This is a genomic window from Acinetobacter sp. X9 (assembly GCF_054889255.1).
In genome coordinates, this window is sequence record NZ_CM142679.1 from 2,973,202 (window position 1) to 2,991,057 (window position 17,856).

Here is a 17,856-nt window from a genome sequence, read left to right on the forward strand (position 1 = left end):
CTCCTTACTTAGGCCTCTGAAAGTTCTTGTGCAATTTGCGGATAGTGTTCTTGCAACATATCTACAAATTTTTGCTGGATTTCCTTTAATCGTAAAGGATTATCTGCATCAAATCGTACTGTAAAGTATTCACCAGTATTTGATGCTCGAATAATGCCAAAACCATCATCAAAATCAAGACGTACGCCATCAATTTTACTAATACGTGCCCCTAAGCGATGACTTAAAATCTCAATATCTTGTAATACATACTTTGGATCAGACTGATAAGTACCAATATAGGTATCTTCTGTACAACATCTTTCTGGATATGGAGCAAATAATTCAGAAATTGTAGCGGCATTAGATTGGGTAAAATACTCCATTACACGTAATGCAGCATACAAACCATCGTCGTAGCCAAAACCACGGCCATCATTAAACACATAATGACCTGCATATTCTCCACCAAAAATGGCACGTCCATTCGACTGAGATAAATAAGCCCTTAGGAAACTACTTCCCGTGCGGATCATTTTTGCTTTTCCGCCGAGTTTCTCGACAGTTTCTTGAACCATACGCGAACATTTCACATCAAAAACAATTTCTTGCTCTGGGTGCTGCTCAAGGCACATTTGGGCAAAAAGCGATAATAAGCGGTCTGCGGTCAATATCTGTGCTTTTTCATCAACTAAAACAACGCGGTCTCCATCACCATCCAAAGCAATACCAATATCAGCCTGCTGCTCGACCACGGCTTTTCGCAAGCTAATCAAATGAGCTGCATGTGATGGATCTGGTGCGTGATCTGGAAACTCTCCATTTGGATTAGTGCGTAAAGCAATGACTTCACAACCCATTTTTTCTAAGATTAGTTTTGAACAATGCCCAGCTGAACCATGCAAACCATCTAAAACAACTTTTAAAGGACGTTTTAACTGAATATCTTTAAAAATGGCTTGTTGGTATTGCTGGCAAAATTCAGCTTTAAATTGCGGTAAGGTTAACTCAAGTACAGAAATTGAATGGCTTGGTACATAAGTTTGGGCTTCTTCACCCACCTGTTGAATCATTTCCGGAGACGGCGGTTCGCCTTTTAAAATCCACTTAATACCATTATCAGATTTTGGGTTATGACTTGCTGTCACCATAATGCCATTGCCACCAAAATCTCGTGCAATGTAGTACATCATTGGTGATGAACAGCAACCAATATTGGTCACTTTTAAACCTTGTTCTATTAAAATTTCTTCAATTAAGTGTGCATAGGCTGGGCTTGTGAGACGGGCATCATAGCCAATCACTAATTGAGTTTGTTTTGCTTGTTTGTATTGTTGTGCCAATCCGTAGGCAATTGAACGGACAACGTCCGTGGTTAAGTAAGAAAGTTTGCCTCTAATATCGTAAGCACGAAAAATACTTTTTGGAAATGAGTGTCTTACATTCATAGCGTATCTTCTATTTAAAGATCAATTCGATCTATCGCAAAAACATAGATTATTCAAAATTTTTGAAAGGTTTGTTTGCTAAAAAAGTTAAAAGAATATGAGTAAAGCGTGTTGTAATATAATCCATTGTAACATTCAAGATATAAAAAGAAACGCCTGTTCAACAGGCGTTTGATTTTCGTTAATATTTTAGAAAAACTTACTGTTTACCTGTATGACCAAAGCCACCAGCGCCACGTAAAGTTTCTTCAAATTCTTCTACTTGCTCAAATTCAGCTTGTACGACTGGCACTAAAACGTACTGTGCCAAGCGCTCACCTGGTTCTAAACGGAATGTAGTTTGACCACGGTTCCAAACTGAAACCATCAATTCACCTTGATAATCCGAATCAATCAAACCAACTAAGTTGCCAAGCACGATACCGTGTTTATGACCTAAACCTGAACGCGGTAAAATTAAACCAGCAAAATTTACATCATGAATATAAATTGCCATACCTGTTTTAACTAAAACAGTTTGTCCTGGTTCAATATCAATTGCTTCATCTAAACAGGCACGTAAATCTAAACCCGCTGAACCTGCTGTTGCATATGAAGGTAAAGGCCATTCTTTACCTAAACGCGGATCGAGCAATTTCACTTGAACTTTCATGGGATTTCCTAAAAATTAAAAAAATTAACGCTTTAATAAAGCTTTTAAATTTGCCAGATATTGTTGAGCCTGTTCTTTAGGGTCAACATTAGCCGCAATTTTCTTTTTACGCCCTAACCACTCGAGCTCATCTTGTGGAAGCTCATCAAGGAAACGGCTAGGCGTCATTTGTTTCATCTGTCCGCCATTTTTGCGCTGTTCCGCTAAAGTTAACGTTAAACCTTGGCGTGCACGTGTAATTCCCACGTACATGAGACGGCGCTCTTCCTCAATGGTTTCTGCTGCAATCGAGTTCTTGTGAGGCAATAGTTCTTCTTCAAGTCCCATAATGTACACATATGGGAATTCCAGACCTTTTGCTGCATGCAAAGTAAGAAGGTTAACTTTGTCTGTATCTTCTTCTTCCTGCTGCTGTTCTAACAGATCGAGCAAAACTAGTTTTCGGATAACACTTTCAATATTCTTTTCATCAACATCTTCAGCACGATTAATCAGATTTTGAATGCTGGTAAATAAGTTCTCGATGTTATCGAGCTTACTTTTCTCTTGTGCAGGTGTTGCTGACTGTTCTCGAACGTAATCCATATAACCTGCTTCATTCATCATTTGACGAACTTTAGGCACTGGCTCATCATCTTCTAACAATTCACGAGTAAATGTCGCAATAAAGTCAGCAAACTCATGAAGCTGTGTTTCTGCCTTTTTAGGAAGCACCATGCTTAAACGCTGGTCAGCAGAAGCACCGAGTAAAGACAAATTATTTTCTTGTGAGAATAAACCTAGTTTCTCTAGAGTAACAGGGCCAATCGCACGTTTAGGCGTATTAATAATTCGTAAGAAAGCACTATCGTCTTCTGGGTTAATAATAAGACGCAAATAACTCATCACGTCTTTAATTTCTGCACGCGCGAAGAACGATGTACCGCCAGAGAGTTTATAGGGAATTTGCATTTGACGAAGCTGGGTTTCTAACACACGTGCCTGAAAGTTTCCGCGATACAACACAGCATAATCTTTCCAGTTCTTACCGTTCATTAGCTTATGAGTCAGTAAGTCTTTTACCACGCGCTCTGCTTCATCGTCATCATTACGACATGTAATGATTCGGATGACTTCCCCATGCCCTTTATCACTCCACAATTTTTTGTCAAAAATATGTGGGTTATTTTGAATCACACAGTTTGCTGCTTTTAAAATACGGCTGGTCGAACGGTAATTTTGCTCAAGCTTAATAATATGTAGATTTGGGAAATCTTGTTTAAGCAATGCCATATTTTCAGGCTTAGCGCCACGCCATGCGTAAATCGACTGGTCATCATCACCTACCGCGGTAAACTGCCCCATTACCCCAACTAAAAGTTTGACCAAAATATACTGAGCCGTATTGGTATCTTGATACTCATCAACCAATAAATAGCGAACGCGGTTTTGCCATTTGTCACGTACTTCTGCATTTTCTTGCAATAAACGTGTTGGCATAACAATGAGGTCATCAAAATCGACAGCATTGTAGGCACGTAGATTACGTTCATAAAGTTGATAGAGATGTGCAAACTGGACATCTTCTGGTGTTTCACAAGTCGAATGTGCTTGTTCCGGCAAAATCAGATCGTTTTTCCAATCTGAAATTTTCTTCATTGCCTTGGCAATTAATTCTTTACTCTCTGCACCCGATAAATTATCGCGATGCATGAGATCCATCAAAATACGTTTACAGTCGTCTGCATCTAAAATCGAAAAATTAGCTTTTAAAGGTAAATTTTTAAGTTCTAAACGTAAAAGGTTTAAACCAAAAGTATGGAAGGTAGAGACGGATAAACCTTTTGCTTCTTCACGCGACAAAAGCTTGGTCACACGCTCTTTCATTTCACGCGCAGCTTTGTTTGTGAAGGTCATCGCGGTTATACGATGTGCAGGAATACGGCAATGTTGCACCAAATAGGCAATTTTACGCGTAATAACCGATGTTTTACCTGAACCAGCGCCAGCAAGCACCAATAAAGGGCCCTGAGTATATTTCATGGCTTCTTCTTGCTTGTTGTTCAATTGACTGGCAGATGACATCGTGTATTACCTCTTAATTTTTCGAGCATGATTATAGTCATCTCTTTTTTAGAATCCCAATAGTAAATCTACGGATATGTATAAATGATGTCTAATAATGCAATTTATGCGCCGCAGAATGTCGTGATTATTTCTTGTACTGCACCCATAAAAAAACCACCCGAAGGTGGTTTTTGAAACAATAAACTAGATCTTATTGTTTAGCATAAATGCTGATTTCTACACGGCGGTTTTGTTCACGGCCAGATGCAGTTGAGTTATCTGCGATCGGGTTAGATGAACCATAACCTTGCGCGTCGATACGGCTAGCAGATACGCCTTGGCTAGCTAAATAACTACGTACTGATTGAGCGCGTGCTTGTGATAATGGAATGTTGATAGAGTCATTACCAGTGTTATCAGTATAACCAGTTACAAGAATTGCACTCTTGTTATCTTCAGCCAAAGTTTGAGCCACTTTGTTCAAAGTTGCGTAGAAGTTTGGCTTGATGTTTGATTTGTTTGTATCAAAAGTAATGCTACCAGGCATGATCAATTGAACAGAACCATCTGGGTTACGGCCAACGTCTACACCAGTACCCGCCATTTGTTGACGTAATTTTTTCTCTTTTTGGTCAAGGTATACACCACCAGCAGCACCAAGAACTGCACCAATTGCCGCAGCACGGTTGTTTTGACGGCTAGAGTTTGCATTTGATTTAGAAATACCATAACCAGCTGCTGCACCAATTAAAGTACCTAATGCGGCTTTATCGTATTCAACGCCACCAAGATTATTACCAGTTGTTTGACAACCAGAAAGAACTACTGCTGCCCCTACCACTGTTGAAATAACTAATGCACGCATTGCATGCCTCCTCACTTTGTGTGTTTTGTTGTCTGAATGAATAATGAAACAAAAAGGAAGTATAAAACATTGATATTTTGTTAATAATAAACAGTTTAGTTATGTTTTTGTAATATTTTGATGCACTTTAAGATGCTAGCTCATCACAATTTCTTCATTGTTGTCTAAGATAACGTTGTATTTCATATTATGACAGTTATAGTTGAACAACTTTTCTATGGATTTGAGACATTCGGGGTCTTTTATATGTCAACTGCACCCAATAAACAATCTGCGCTAAAAAAAATTACACGTGGACTCACTGTAGGTACAGTCATTACAGGAAGTACTTTTTTTCATGGTCCTCCTGTTCTTGCATTAGGTCTGACCAAACTATTAAAAAAATCATCAAAAATAGATGAAACTAATATTCAAATTACAAATAGCTGGTTAGGGGTAAATAATTGGCTCATTGACCATGTTCTACCCAATCTAAAATGGGACATTACCATTGATGAAGGACTTGATCTGAATATGCAAGGTCGTTATTTAATGACCTGTAATCATCAAAGTTGGGTAGACACGACTGTAAATCAATATTTTGGTTTAACCCGTATGCCCCTTACCCGTTTCTTTACTAAATGGGAACTCATCTTTATTCCTTTTGTTGGGCAAGCATTTAAAATTTTAGGCTTCCCAATGATGAAGCGTCACACTAAAGAACAGATCGCGAAGAATCCTGAACTTAAAGACCGTGACATGATGGAAGCACGTAAAGCTTGTGAGCAGCTTTTAAGTCAGCCCTTCACCCTATTAAATTATTTGGAAGGTACTCGTTTTACTCAAGAAAAACATGACCAGCAAAAATCGCCATATAAGCATTTACTTAAACCCAAAGCAGGTGGCTTGGCGCTTGCATTAAACATCTTGGGTGACAAAATCGATGCCCTAGTTGATATGACCATCGTCTATCCTGATGGCGTACCGGGATATAGCGATTTCTGGCTTGGGGATGTTTCTAAAATTGCGGTTAACTTACGTAAAATTGAAATTCCAGACTGGGTACTTGGCGGCAATTATGAAGATGATGCGGCTTATCGTGAACGTTTTCAGCAATGGGTTCATGACATTTGGACCGAAAAAGATCAACTTATTGAGCAAATGAAGTCTCAATATACCACTGCAAATATTTAAGAAAGCACCCGTTATTATGCAAAACAGTTCTGGGAAAAAAACGAAATACCATCATGTAGACCCAAACAGCCTTTCATTTAAGCTGTTTTTGGTCTACGACATCTTTATGGTGTTTATTATCATTTTTAACTTGTTCTGTCTTGCGACTAATTTCTTTTTAATGAGCAGTATTGGGGCATGGTTCTTTGAACATATTCACTTGCCCCAAGTACTCAGCTTTTATCGTACTTCACTACATCCTTGGGTGATTACGTCAGAAGCTTGGTTTATTGGTTTTTTAATTATTGAGCTGCTTGTACGCTGGGCTATTGCGATCATCAATAAGCACCATAAGCGTTGGTTCTTTTTTCCTTTTATTCACTGGTATGAAATTTTAGCTATTATTCCTCAGCTCCGTTTTTTACGTTTATTCCGCGCTGGGATTATTGCTTACCGTTTACATGAGTTGGGCTATCCAGTTGTTCCGGAAAGCTGGCGGAAAACTGGGCTATTTTATTATCGCGTCGTAATGGAAGAATTATCTGACCGCGTTGTAATTACCGTGATTGATGGTATTAGATATGAACTTGAAACAAGTTCTAGCCATAAACAGATTATTCACGACTTGGTTAATCATCATCGTGAGCAATTTACTGTTGCTCTAACTGCATTATTACAAGAATCTTTAGCCACCGCTTTAAAAGAACAAAAACCTGCCATTACAAAAGGTGTGGGCAAAATTGTAGATCAAGCCATTATTGATACGCCTGAGCTAACTCAATTATTACGATTAATTCCTTTAGTCGGGGGCCGCATTGAACAGCAAATTCAAAGCATTGGTCAAAGATTAGGTGAAAATATTAGTGCAGGTTTAATTGAACCTTTAATTGAGGGCTCACCAAATAGTCCGAACCCTACTTATCAATTAATTTCTCAAAGAGTAAGTGAAATCAATATTAATAATCGTCAGCTTGAGCAATTGGTTGAATCTGTCGTGTTCGAGACACTGGAGTCTGTACGTAAACAAGTCAAGGTCAAACAATGGCAACAAACCCTTGCGGAGTATGATCGAATCAAAGAATAAGCATTTATTTAATTTTTTATGAATCACGCTAGAGAATTGGCACGAATTGTTCTAGCATTTGCCCTATTTACAATAAACTTAACGATATTACAGCTCGTTTAACGCCTTGAAGGAAGACTTATGGCTGATATACGGATTACCGGCAGAATGGTTAACTTTAGCAGGATAACCTTCGATACCAATGATCATGATGTGATCCGCCAGCAATTATCAAATATTTTAAATGAAGGTTCCTATCAAGGAACTTTAGTGATTATTGACAGTACAGTTGAGCAAGAGTTAATTGCATTGATTCAACTTCTGGTGAGCTTGGGTTTACAACCAATGGCGGTAATCGACGGTATTTTAGGAGATGAGGCTCGCGCTATTCAATTCCCTGTTTTACCGGCAGATCAACCATTACAACGCATTAAAGCGACAGCTGAACAAGTGGCTATTGTGGAAAAACCTGCTACAGCTCCTGCCTCGTCTTCAGCAGAAACAAAAAAACCACTAAACAAGATAGCGGTCGCTCATATTACCTCTTATCATGATGAAATTTTGCGTACAGGCCAATCCCTTGTACAAGATAACGGCGATATTATTTTAAAGGCTGGCATGAATAGTGGTTCCGAGGTGATCGCTTCAGGAAATATACATATTTATGGCACAGTTCGTGGTAGAGTCATTGCTGGTGCGGGCGGGCACGCAGCTGCACGCATTTTTTGCCAATCTTTAGAGGCTGAGCTCGTTTCCATTGCCGGAACGTATTGTGTCGCAGATGATATCCCTAAACATGTGGTAAAAAAACCAGTACATATTTATTTAAATGAAAAGCAAGAGCTTGAATTTGAAGCTCTAGAACTTTAATTTATTAAGCAAATCACCAAAAAACAGCCCTTTTAAGGGTGTATGACCATAATAGGAGTGGATTCGGTGGCCAAAATTGTTGTCGTAACATCAGGCAAAGGTGGTGTAGGTAAAACTACAACGAGCGCATCTTTTGCAACAGGTTTAGCCCTTCGTGGTCATAAAACTGTTGTGATTGATTTTGATGTAGGCTTACGTAACCTTGATTTGATTATGGGTTGTGAGCGTCGTGTTGTATATGATTTCGTTAATGTTATTAATAATGAAGCACGTCTGCAACAAGCCCTTATTCGCGATAAAGATATCGAAAACCTTTATATTTTACCGGCTTCACAAACACGTGATAAAGATGCGTTGAGCGACGAAGGTGTTGCTCGAGTTATTGATGAGTTATCTCAAGAGTTTGATTACATCATTTGTGACTCACCTGCAGGGATCGAGCGTGGCGCAATTTTAGCCATGTATCATGCAGATGAAGCAATCATTGTAACAAACCCTGAAATCTCTTCAGTACGTGACTCTGACCGTATTATTGGTATGTTAGATAGCAAAACCAAGAAAGTTGAACACAACGAAGGGCGTATACGTAAACATTTATGTATTACACGTTTTAACCCAGAACGTGCTGACCGTCAGGAAATGCTGACAATTGATGATATTTCTAAAGATATTTTACGCGTACCGACATTAGGTGTTATTCCAGAATGTCCAAGTGTATTACAAGCATCAAACGAAGGTAAGCCAGTTATTCTGTATTCAGAAACTAAAGCTGGTCAGGGGTATGATGATTTGGTTGCACGCTTCCTTGGCGAAGACCGTCCTTATCGACACATCACAGCTCAACCTAAAGGCTGGTTAGCACGACTATTTGGAGCGTAGATATGGCAGGATTCTGGAGTAAATTATTTAGCAGCGAAGAAAAACCATCAAGTGCTCAAACTGCCAAAGATCGTTTGAAAGTTATTGTTGCTTCTGAACAAGGTTTAGGCCGCCGTTTAAGCCAAGACAAAATTGATCAGATGAAAAAAGAAATCATGCAAGTGGTTAGTCGTTATGTTAGCGGTGTAGGTGAACAGCATATCCAAATGCAAGTTCGCTCTGAAGCTAATATCGAAATGTTAGAAATGAATATCAATTTACCTGAAGAACGATAATTCTATTTCTGACTATTCAATAAATCAGAATCAAGGCAAAATAACGCAAGTTATTTTGCCTTTTTTAAAATGAGGAGATTGTCATGGCATTATCACAGCCAGCAACTTTCAATGAAGAATGGTCCGATGAGCGTGTTTTTGCCTACCTCAACCAACTTCCTCCAAGTGGTGTGAATGCAGATTTTCATGTGCTCTACCATGCATTCAAACATATGCGCCCAACAGACTATGAGCGTCTTTTAAAGCAATTTATTGCGGACGGACGCGATATTAATGCCAAAGACCCTGAAGGCCAACGCATCCATGATGTAATTGCTAAGTTTCCGCGTCAATCAGCACCATTTTTAGAAGTTCTAGCAAAGTTTGCTTAAAATAAAAAGCCTCTTAAAGAGGCTTTTTTCTTATCTAAACTTATCGATTACCAATCAGGAAAATACCAAATACGGTAAAAATACCACCCGAAATACCATCAATCCATTTTGAAAAATTACGATAAGCTGCTCTAAAACTTGGTAACGAGAAAATAAAAGTCACAAAGCAGAACCATAAAATTGTCTCGACTGTGACAATAATAAAGAGTAGCCAGTGAACTTGATCAAGTTGAGGATTAGCTAAAAATAAAGAGAAAACACTACCAAAATAAATAACAGCTTTCGGATTTGATAAATTGGTTATCAAACCTTTAATAAAAAATAAGTAAGGTGCTTTGGGAAGTTCAACAGCAACATTGCCCTCTTGCTGATTTTTTGAAAAAGCTGAACGTAGCATCTGATAGCCCAACCAACATAGATATAAGCCACCAGCAATGAGCAAACCTTGCTTTAACCAAGCCATTTTTTCAAAGATAAGATTTAGCCCCATCAGTGCCAAGCACGCCCAAAACATAACACCTGCCGTTATACCAGCAACGACCAGCATAGCGTCTTTACGAGATCGACTAATGGCGGTTTGAGATACAAGAAAAAAATCAGGCCCAGGAGTGATAAGTGCACAAAAGTGAATAAAGGCTAACGTAATCAGAGCTAATAACATGTCTTTCTCCTGATTTAATTCATTGTTATTTATTTAGGGAAAATACATTAGCACTTTTTACTAAACGATAAAATCTTTAAGTCACTTATAAATAGGTTCACTTTTATTTAAGTTATAAAAAAGCCTCCGAAGAGGCTTAAATTGTATTGTCTTAAACTAGAATATCCCGTTTACCATTAGGACCCATTGAGCTCACAATGCCGTTCTCTTCCATTTGATCAATAATACGAGCAGCACGGTTATAACCAAGGCTAAATTTACGCTGTAGCGAAGATGTAGACGCTTTTCGAGTTTCTAATACGAATGACACACATTGATCATAAAGAGCATCTCGGTCAGAACCGCCCTCACCCTCTTCAAAGCCACGTGACGCTGGCTCTTCATCAAATGGAGTCAAGATTTCATCAATATAATCTGGCTCGCCACGTTCACGCCAAGCATCACAAATACGGTTTACTTCATCATCACTAATGAAAGCACCATGCACACGTTCCGGCTCAATTTTACCAGGGCCTAAGAACAGCATATCACCATGACCTAACAAGTCTTCTGCACCACCAGCATCCAAAATAGTACGTGAGTCAATTTTACTGTTTACACGTAGTGCTACACGCGTTGGAATATTGGCTTTAATCAAACCGGTAATAACATCAACAGATGGGCGTTGAGTTGCAAGCAAGAGGTGAATACCAGCAGCACGAGATTTTTGCGCCAAACGGGTAATCATTTCTTCTGCTTTTTTACCCACTTGCATAATCATGTCGGCGAACTCATCCGCAACAATGACAATAGATGGTAATGGCGTTAAACGAGGTGCACGTTCTTGTGTCGCAGAATCACTTGGTTTCCAAGTCGGATCAATTAAGTCTTCACCATTCGCAATCGCTTCTTCAACTTTACGGTTGTAGTCACTTAATTTACGAATTTTTAAGAACGACATAAGCTTATAACGACGTTCCATTTCATTCACACACCAGTTCAAAGCACTTACCGCATCTTTCATGTCAGTAACGACTGGAGTTAATAAATGTGGAATATCATTATAGTTTGCAAGTTCTAATTGTTTTGGATCGATTAAAATTAAACGTAATTGGTCAGGCGTATATTTAAGTAACATCGATAAAATCATCGAGTTGACCGCAACCGATTTACCAGAACCTGTCGTACCAGCAACCAACATATGTGGTGCTTTCGCTAAATCAGTGAGTACAGGATTACCTGAAATATCTTTACCCATCGCCATACTAATTAATGCACTTGGGTCGCGATATGTTGGTGTTTCCAATAACTCAATCAAACGTACCATTTCACGGGCACTGTTTGGCACTTCAATACCAATGTATGGTTTACCAGGAATAACTTCGACCACACGTACGGATGCCATCGACATTGAACGTGCCAAGTCACGTGAGATATTCGTTACCTTAGAAGCTTTAACACCCGGCGCCAAATCTAACTCAAAGCGAGTCACAACTGGTCCTGGTTGAGCCTCTACCACCTGTGCTTTAACGTTAAATTCTTGCAATTTAATTTCAAGCAATTCAGACAAACGTGAAAGTTGTTCTTCAGTAAAGTTGACTTTCTTATTTGGATCGACCTTATCAAGTAGGTCAAGGCCCGGTAAAGTTGGCAAATCCAAACGCTTCTTAGCAACTTGCATTGCACGAGACATTGGGCGACCTGATGCATCTGTTAACGGTGCATCAAAATCGAAATCGTCTTCATCAAAATCAGCATTTTCCTGCGGTTTTCCAGCAGTCTCCTGCCAAGCTTCGATAAACTCTTCTTTTGAAAGTTTGTCGGCCTGAATAGTCGTTTGGATAGGAGCTTTTACAAATGCTGAAGATTGCGCATAACTACTTGCTCTTACAGGTTCAGCTGGAGCAATGTCTTCATCTATTAATAAATCATCAAAATCTTCAAAGACTTGTTCGTTTGCTAAATTTTTAGGTGATTGATTTAAATTTGAAATATTTGAAGATGTTTCATTCGCAATATTAACAGATTGCGAAGTTGGTTCGGCTTCTACATGGTGATCTTGAACAAATGGTGTATGCACATCTGTTGCAGTTTTACTGTTTGGAACCGCGGCAAGCAACTCATCAAAAATCTCATCATCATTCCAATCAAGACCATGTAAGTCTTGTTTAGATGATGGTTGATTTTGATTTACTTGAGAAATTGTTTGCTGAAATTGCTCATGAGTAGGAACTTGCTCTGTCTCTGTCGAATCATCAGCAGCTCTTAAAAGCGCATCAATTTCTTGCTTATGACTCGCATCATCACGCTGTAAAGCACGCCATACTTCGCCAGTCGCAACTAAACGTTGGCTATCTCGTTCAAGTTTATGGGCCTGTTCAAGCGTATGCTCAAAGTTCTGAGTATTTGCAACTGGTGTATCTGCAACAGGTTCAGGTCGGCTCTGCTCTTTCGCTAGCACATCTGCAAATAAGCGCTCAGCAACCGCATCATGTCGCGTTGTGGTAGATTGCGGTTGAGTTGATTCAGATTGAACTGATGCTTCTTTCTCATCTGAAGCATTCGCATTCGTCTCTGCATTATCAGCAACTTTAACCGCGGCTGCTTTGTTGGCAGGTTGAGTTGTTAAGTCATAATCCGATTCATTCGGAGATACGTTCTTATAAAATAAATCTTGTAAATAACTTGGTGTCGCTTTGAGCGTAACCCATGTTTTACTCCATTGCACCCCAAATGCAAGAGTAAACAACACCACCCCGAAAACCAGTAAAAATAAGGTCGCACCGTAAATTGTTAACAATTGAGATAGGCTTTGACCTAACTCATAACCAATAATTCCCCCAGCTGCATTATCTAAAGTATCTGCCGGCACATTCCAATGTAAATAAAGTAAGCTAGATACAACTAGAATTAAGAAGAATTGTGCAGCATAACGAAATGGGCGGTTTAGGAAACTACGTGGCCACCAAACCTGAATTGCTTCAATGAAAAGGAAAATTGGAATAAGCAAACTTGCCCATCCTAAAAAACCAAACAGCAAATCTGCAATCCATGCGCCAGCAATACCACTTGCATTGGATACTTGCTGAGTATCACTGGAAATATGCATCCAGCCCGGGTCAAATGGTGTATATGTTACTGTTGCCAGAAACATATAAATACCAAAAGAAACCAAGAATAATGTCATCAATAAGCGCTGTGCATAAACACTTGACACCGCAGTCATATACTGTCCTGTAACCCATTTAATTATTGGTTTAGAGATGTGAAGAACTACATTTTAGATCTTCAACGAATGAACTTTATATTATGCACCTGTTCTTACAAAAAAGGTGCATGATTCTTTACAGTTGTTGTTAACATAAGGCACTTCTATATTGTTATATAACTTAATTCGATTGACCTGATCAATATTATCCACATTGATTTAACGCTATTGATCGGCAAATTCACGTATAATTTTCAAAATTCTCGAAATAAATAAGGATACCCTCAATGAGTGCTCGTCATTCTCGGTTAATTATTCTCGGTTCTGGCCCTGCGGGCTATAGTGCAGCAGTATATGCAGCGCGTGCAAACCTTAAACCTACTTTAATTGCAGGTTTACAACTAGGTGGGCAACTTACAACAACAACCGAAGTTGACAACTGGCCGGGCGATCCTGAAGGTTTAACAGGTCCTGCATTAATGGATCGTATGCAAGCACATGCTGAACGCTTTGGTACAGAACTCGTCTATGACCATATTAACGAAGTGGACTTAAATGTACGTCCTTTCGTTTTAAAAGGTGACATGGAAGAGTACACATGTGACGCTTTAATTATTGCAACTGGTGCTACAGCTCAATATCTTGGTCTAGAGTCTGAACAAAACTTTATGGGTCAAGGCGTAAGCGCATGTGCAACATGTGATGGTTTCTTCTACAAAAACCAAAAAGTAATGGTTGTTGGTGGTGGTAACACTGCTGTTGAAGAAGCACTTTATTTATCAAATATTGCTTCACATGTAACGTTAGTACATCGCCGTGATACTTTACGTTCTGAAAAGATTTTGCAAGATCACTTATTTGCCAAAGAAAAAGAAGGCAAAATCAGCATTATTTGGAATCACGAAGTTGAAGAAGTATTGGGTGACAATACTGGTGTAACCAGTGTTCGCCTTAAATCAACTCAAGATGACTCTAAGCAAGACGTAGAGGTTCATGGTCTATTCGTAGCAATTGGCCACAAGCCAAACACTGGAATGTTTGAAGGCCAATTAAACTTACGTGATGGCTACATCCAAGTACAAAGTGGCACGTCTGGTAATGCAACAGCAACTTCTGTAGCTGGTGTTTTTGCTGCTGGTGACGTCGCTGACAGCATTTATCGCCAAGCAATTACTTCTGCTGGGTCTGGCTGTATGGCGGCTCTAGATGCTGAAAAATATCTAGATAATCTTTAATTAATAGATTTCTAGAGTTTAAAAACAGCCGTTCTCATAACGGCTGTTTTTTTAGAATAATGACTAGCTGACATATATTAATTTTTATAGCATAACCTTAAAGCTCATCTTATTTTATTTTTATGAATACACTTCCACTTTCTCAATTCATTTTTCCTGACCCGATTGAAGCTGACCCAGATGGGCATGGTTTAATTTGTATTGGAGCAGACCTCTCCCCTTCTACACTATTTGAAGCTTACACCCATGGTCTTTTTCCTTGGTTTAATGAAGATGAGCCGATTTGTTGGTGGAGCCCAGAACCTCGTTGCGTGATTTACCCCCAAAACTACAAGCCCAGCAAGTCATTACTGAGAAATATGAAAAAACATGACTATGCAATTACTGTTAATCATGCCTTTGAACAAGTTATTCGCTCTTGCTCTTTGCCAAGAAGTTATGCAGACGAAACATGGATTAGTGAAGATATTATTCAAGGCTACTGTGAGATGTTTAATGCTGGTTATGGTTACAGTATTGAAGTATGGCAACAAGAGGATCTTGTAGGAGGTTTATATGGTGTTACGATTGGTAAAGGGTGTTTCGGTGAGTCAATGTTTAGCAATGAAACCGATGTTTCAAAAATGGCTTTTTATACATTAATGCTCATAGGACAAGAAAATCAGCTACCATGGATAGACTGCCAACTCGTCAATAGTCACCTAATTAGTCTGGGAGCCAGTACACTTTCTCGTCAAGACTACTTAAAATCGTTACAAGATGTAATTATTCACCCCTCTATCAATTGGAAAAAGTATCAAGAACGTGTATTTTCAAGTAAAACAATAGCATTAGATGCAAAATTAATGGAATGATAACAGGAGGGACCAATCATGAAATCATATCACCCGAAGTCCCTTTTAAATGATCTGCAGTATTATATTACTCCACCTCATGATTGCAGCTACTTAGAAAATAAATCTGCACGCATGGTATTTTTAGACCCCATCCATCGGATTGATGTGGTCACTCTTTCAGAACTTTCTCGTTTAGGCTTTCGCCGTAGTGGCGACTTTGTTTATCGCCCTGAATGTCACTTATGTCGACAATGTTTGTCTTGTCGTGTTCCAGTTGCCGATTTCCAAATGAACAGCATGCAAAAAAAAGCATGGAAACGAAATCAAGATCTCACCATGACTGTTCTGCCTACGCGACAAGCAGCCCAAATTCATTATGATTTATACGAACGCTATATTAATGAACGCCATGCAGATGGTGATATGTTTCCGCCGAGCTTAGATCAGTTTGAAAAGTTTTTAGTACATAGCTGCACAGATAGTTTTTTTCTTGAGCTTTGGAAAGACAATCGGCTCATTAGCGTTTCTACTTGTGATTTAATGGATGATGGACTATCGGCTGTCTATACATTCTTTGATCCCGATGAGCATCGTAGATCACTTGGTGTTTACTCTATTCTTAACCAAATTGAATATGTGAAATCGCTCGGTTTAGAATATCTCTACTTAGGCTATTGGGTGCCTCATTCAGCCAAAATGAACTATAAATCGCAATATACCCCTTTAGAACTTCTGCTCGATGGGCAATGGCGCCGTTTAAACAGGTCATTATCACCAGAAGAAATTCAACAGCTAGGTACATCTCTTATGACTACGTTACCTTCTGAATGGAATAATTTAATCATTAAATAAAGATGCGAAATCATCTGTACAGGTTTTTACCATAATGACCGCATGTTCCCGCCCACCATCTTGGGTAGGATAATAATTGCGACGCAGATCAATTTGGTGAAAGCCTGTTTTTTCATATAAACCAATAGCGGCTTTATTACTTTCACGAACTTCTAAAAAGATTTGTACTGGCTGATTTTCTAATTTTTCAATTGATGCACTTAATAACTCATATCCTAAACCCTGCCCTTGCATTTTAGGGTCAACTGCCATGAGTAACAAATTAGCTTCATCTAAAACAGGCTGTAAAATACAAAACCCAACCACTCTGTTTTGTGACTCAATCACTGTACATTGATAAGAATTCAAAGATTCAATAAATTGCTGTCTTGACCACGGATGTGTTTGTACTGATTTTTCAATTTGAACGACAATATCCACATCAGTGTTTTGCATAATACGAATCATGAGTTTCAACGCAATGAAGATTCTAAAGTAGTGCGTATTATAAAAACTTCCCACGAAAAAACGAGCAAAAAAAAGGACAATTGAGTTGTCCCTTTTTTCTGTATTTTTTAAAGACCTAATTTTTCACGCCAAGTTGCTAGCAATGCTGTGGTATCCGAATCATTTGGATGAAATTTTGGTCTTAAAAAATCAAGTAACTCTGGAATTTGACGAGTCATAAAACCTTTACGACCATACATGAACTTAAGCATGTACTTCGTATCTTTCCAAGTTAATTTATCATCAGTTTTAAGTAACTTAGCAGTAAAATAAGACTGCGTTGCGAAGATTAATGCCATTGCAATAATTAAGGCTGTTGAACGCATAAAATAAGCTTTCGGACCTTGTCCATACATACTGGTATACACATCAAATGCGACAGCTTTATGTTCATTTTCTTCAACTGCATGCCACATCCACAAATGATACATAGTGTCGTCTTGGAACATGGCCTGAATTTCAGGGTTTTGTAAAAGTTCAGCTGCAATGGTCGATGTAAAATGTTCTAGTGCACATGTTCCAGTCAAATCAATCATTTCTTTGGTATAGCCAAAAGGTTTCATTAATTTGGTTACAACAGCTGTACCCATCTTAATGACTTTTCCTGTTTGCTTTTCCATATGACGCACATCATAACCATAAGCCTGTGCTGAAGCATTAAATGCTAAATGCTCTTTGGAGTGCATCGCTTCTTGACCAATAAAAGCACTAATTTCTTTTTGAAGATCTGAATCAGCAAGCTTTGGATCATTTCGAACAGCACGCGTACTATTTACAAAGAACTGCTCACCTTCTGGAAAAAGGGCCGATAATGCTGTCATAAAATGTGTTAATGCTGCATCATAATTTGCCCAATAACGTGGGACCTGAGCAAATTCAAAATCCATACGACGCACAGGGAAACTAGCGCCAGCACGATTGGAAATATTTACCTTAGCATTCATCTCAGACTCCTTTTAAGTGAATAGCTAATTCACATATAACTTTATTTATTTTCTT

Annotated in this window: 17 protein-coding genes; 9 read left to right on the forward strand and 8 right to left on the reverse strand. The window is 38.8% G+C overall.

Going from position 1 to position 17,856, the window contains the following annotated elements; translation table 11 throughout:
* Positions 1 to 8: 8 nt before the first annotated feature.
* The 4 genes from ACYU0V_RS14135 to ACYU0V_RS14150 all read right to left on the reverse strand — a co-directional run bounded on the left by ACYU0V_RS14135 (position 9) and on the right by ACYU0V_RS14150 (position 4,990).
* The gene (locus tag ACYU0V_RS14135) at positions 9 to 1,427 is read right to left on the reverse strand and encodes a phosphomannomutase/phosphoglucomutase (protein ID WP_086400215.1); all 1,419 of its coding nucleotides are present in this window, start codon (positions 1,425 to 1,427) and stop codon (positions 9 to 11) included.
* Positions 1,428 to 1,626: 199 nt separating this feature from the next.
* Positions 1,627 to 2,079 (reverse strand): dUTP diphosphatase, encoded by a 453-nt coding sequence (gene dut / locus ACYU0V_RS14140; RefSeq protein WP_002121799.1) that lies wholly within the window; start codon positions 2,077 to 2,079, stop codon positions 1,627 to 1,629.
* A 24-nt stretch (positions 2,080 to 2,103) separates the two neighbouring features.
* Positions 2,104 to 4,143 carry a UvrD-helicase domain-containing protein gene (locus ACYU0V_RS14145; RefSeq protein ID WP_005070868.1) on the reverse strand — a complete coding sequence of 680 codons (2,040 nt, stop codon included), beginning with the start codon at positions 4,141 to 4,143 and terminating at the stop codon, positions 2,104 to 2,106.
* Positions 4,144 to 4,336: 193 nt separating this feature from the next.
* Positions 4,337 to 4,990, reverse strand: a complete 654-nt coding sequence (locus ACYU0V_RS14150; protein WP_005070886.1) for an OmpA family lipoprotein — start codon at positions 4,988 to 4,990, stop codon at positions 4,337 to 4,339.
* Between the two features lie 246 nt (positions 4,991 to 5,236).
* Here ACYU0V_RS14150 and ACYU0V_RS14155 point away from each other — a divergent pair, with 246 nt between their 5' ends.
* The 6 genes from ACYU0V_RS14155 (at position 5,237) to ACYU0V_RS14180 (ending at position 9,600) form a co-directional block, all read left to right on the forward strand.
* Positions 5,237 to 6,163 (forward strand): acyltransferase, encoded by a 927-nt coding sequence (locus ACYU0V_RS14155; protein WP_005803140.1) that lies wholly within the window; start codon positions 5,237 to 5,239, stop codon positions 6,161 to 6,163.
* Positions 6,164 to 6,179: 16 nt separating this feature from the next.
* The gene (locus ACYU0V_RS14160) at positions 6,180 to 7,226 is read left to right on the forward strand and encodes a hypothetical protein (protein ID WP_039756890.1); all 1,047 of its coding nucleotides are present in this window, start codon (positions 6,180 to 6,182) and stop codon (positions 7,224 to 7,226) included.
* A 120-nt stretch (positions 7,227 to 7,346) separates the two neighbouring features.
* Positions 7,347 to 8,075, forward strand: a complete 729-nt coding sequence (gene minC, locus ACYU0V_RS14165) for a septum site-determining protein MinC (RefSeq protein WP_005075304.1) — start codon at positions 7,347 to 7,349, stop codon at positions 8,073 to 8,075.
* Positions 8,076 to 8,141: 66 nt separating this feature from the next.
* Positions 8,142 to 8,954 (forward strand): septum site-determining protein MinD, encoded by an 813-nt coding sequence (gene minD / locus ACYU0V_RS14170; RefSeq protein ID WP_002121719.1) that lies wholly within the window; start codon positions 8,142 to 8,144, stop codon positions 8,952 to 8,954.
* Positions 8,955 to 8,956: 2 nt separating this feature from the next.
* A complete protein-coding gene (gene minE, locus ACYU0V_RS14175) occupies positions 8,957 to 9,229 on the forward strand; it encodes a cell division topological specificity factor MinE (protein ID WP_000896934.1) in 273 nt (90 codons plus the stop codon).
* An 83-nt stretch (positions 9,230 to 9,312) separates the two neighbouring features.
* Positions 9,313 to 9,600: a PA4642 family protein gene (locus ACYU0V_RS14180; protein ID WP_005070896.1), complete on the forward strand. Its 288-nt coding sequence runs from the start codon at positions 9,313 to 9,315 to the stop codon at positions 9,598 to 9,600.
* A 40-nt stretch (positions 9,601 to 9,640) separates the two neighbouring features.
* Here ACYU0V_RS14180 and rhtC read toward each other — a convergent pair whose 3' ends face one another.
* Together rhtC and ACYU0V_RS14190 are read right to left on the reverse strand one after the other, a co-directional pair.
* Positions 9,641 to 10,261 (reverse strand): threonine export protein RhtC, encoded by a 621-nt coding sequence (gene rhtC, locus ACYU0V_RS14185; RefSeq protein WP_031947563.1) that lies wholly within the window; start codon positions 10,259 to 10,261, stop codon positions 9,641 to 9,643.
* 151 nt (positions 10,262 to 10,412) lie between these two features.
* Positions 10,413 to 13,466, reverse strand: a complete 3,054-nt coding sequence (locus ACYU0V_RS14190; RefSeq protein ID WP_063098236.1) for a DNA translocase FtsK — start codon at positions 13,464 to 13,466, stop codon at positions 10,413 to 10,415.
* Positions 13,467 to 13,735: 269 nt separating this feature from the next.
* Here ACYU0V_RS14190 and trxB point away from each other — a divergent pair, with 269 nt between their 5' ends.
* The 3 genes from trxB to ACYU0V_RS14205 all read left to right on the forward strand — a co-directional run bounded on the left by trxB (position 13,736) and on the right by ACYU0V_RS14205 (position 16,371).
* Entirely contained in the window at positions 13,736 to 14,683 is a 948-nt protein-coding gene (gene trxB, locus ACYU0V_RS14195) for a thioredoxin-disulfide reductase (RefSeq protein WP_002121722.1), read from the forward strand.
* Between the two features lie 122 nt (positions 14,684 to 14,805).
* Complete coding sequence (aat, locus tag ACYU0V_RS14200) at positions 14,806 to 15,537, forward strand: leucyl/phenylalanyl-tRNA--protein transferase (protein WP_002121697.1); 732 nt, start codon at positions 14,806 to 14,808, stop codon at positions 15,535 to 15,537.
* 18 nt (positions 15,538 to 15,555) lie between these two features.
* Positions 15,556 to 16,371, forward strand: a complete 816-nt coding sequence (locus ACYU0V_RS14205; RefSeq protein WP_004703325.1) for an arginyltransferase — start codon at positions 15,556 to 15,558, stop codon at positions 16,369 to 16,371.
* Here the strand turns inward: ACYU0V_RS14205 and rimI are convergent.
* Positions 16,357 to 16,818, reverse strand: coding sequence for a ribosomal protein S18-alanine N-acetyltransferase (gene rimI / locus ACYU0V_RS14210; protein WP_002121701.1), 462 nt, complete (start codon positions 16,816 to 16,818; stop codon positions 16,357 to 16,359). The genes ACYU0V_RS14205 and rimI overlap by 15 nt on opposite strands.
* A 107-nt stretch (positions 16,819 to 16,925) precedes the next feature.
* Complete coding sequence (locus ACYU0V_RS14215; protein WP_005075295.1) at positions 16,926 to 17,801, reverse strand: metal-dependent hydrolase; 876 nt, start codon at positions 17,799 to 17,801, stop codon at positions 16,926 to 16,928.
* Between the last annotated feature and the right edge of the window lie 55 nt (positions 17,802 to 17,856).

Excerpts from the sequence above, each read along its gene's own strand:
- ACYU0V_RS14135 (WP_086400215.1), bottom strand. The coding sequence starts at position 1,427 with ATGAATGTAAGACACTCATTTCCAAAAAGTATTTTTCGTGCTTACGAT.
- dut (WP_002121799.1), bottom strand. The coding sequence starts at position 2,079 with ATGAAAGTTCAAGTGAAATTGCTCGATCCGCGTTTAGGTAAAGAATGG.
- ACYU0V_RS14145 (WP_005070868.1), bottom strand. The coding sequence starts at position 4,143 with ATGTCATCTGCCAGTCAATTGAACAACAAGCAAGAAGAAGCCATGAAA.
- ACYU0V_RS14150 (WP_005070886.1), bottom strand. The coding sequence starts at position 4,990 with ATGCGTGCATTAGTTATTTCAACAGTGGTAGGGGCAGCAGTAGTTCTT.
- ACYU0V_RS14155 (WP_005803140.1), top strand. The coding sequence starts at position 5,237 with ATGTCAACTGCACCCAATAAACAATCTGCGCTAAAAAAAATTACACGT.
- ACYU0V_RS14160 (WP_039756890.1), top strand. The coding sequence starts at position 6,180 with ATGCAAAACAGTTCTGGGAAAAAAACGAAATACCATCATGTAGACCCA.
- minC (WP_005075304.1), top strand. The coding sequence starts at position 7,347 with ATGGCTGATATACGGATTACCGGCAGAATGGTTAACTTTAGCAGGATA.
- minE (WP_000896934.1), top strand. The coding sequence starts at position 8,957 with ATGGCAGGATTCTGGAGTAAATTATTTAGCAGCGAAGAAAAACCATCA.
- ACYU0V_RS14180 (WP_005070896.1), top strand. The coding sequence starts at position 9,313 with ATGGCATTATCACAGCCAGCAACTTTCAATGAAGAATGGTCCGATGAG.
- rhtC (WP_031947563.1), bottom strand. The coding sequence starts at position 10,261 with ATGTTATTAGCTCTGATTACGTTAGCCTTTATTCACTTTTGTGCACTT.
- ACYU0V_RS14190 (WP_063098236.1), bottom strand. The coding sequence starts at position 13,466 with ATGACTGCGGTGTCAAGTGTTTATGCACAGCGCTTATTGATGACATTA.
- trxB (WP_002121722.1), top strand. The coding sequence starts at position 13,736 with ATGAGTGCTCGTCATTCTCGGTTAATTATTCTCGGTTCTGGCCCTGCG.
- aat (WP_002121697.1), top strand. The coding sequence starts at position 14,806 with ATGAATACACTTCCACTTTCTCAATTCATTTTTCCTGACCCGATTGAA.
- ACYU0V_RS14205 (WP_004703325.1), top strand. The coding sequence starts at position 15,556 with ATGAAATCATATCACCCGAAGTCCCTTTTAAATGATCTGCAGTATTAT.
- rimI (WP_002121701.1), bottom strand. The coding sequence starts at position 16,818 with ATGATTCGTATTATGCAAAACACTGATGTGGATATTGTCGTTCAAATT.
- ACYU0V_RS14215 (WP_005075295.1), bottom strand. The coding sequence starts at position 17,801 with ATGAATGCTAAGGTAAATATTTCCAATCGTGCTGGCGCTAGTTTCCCT.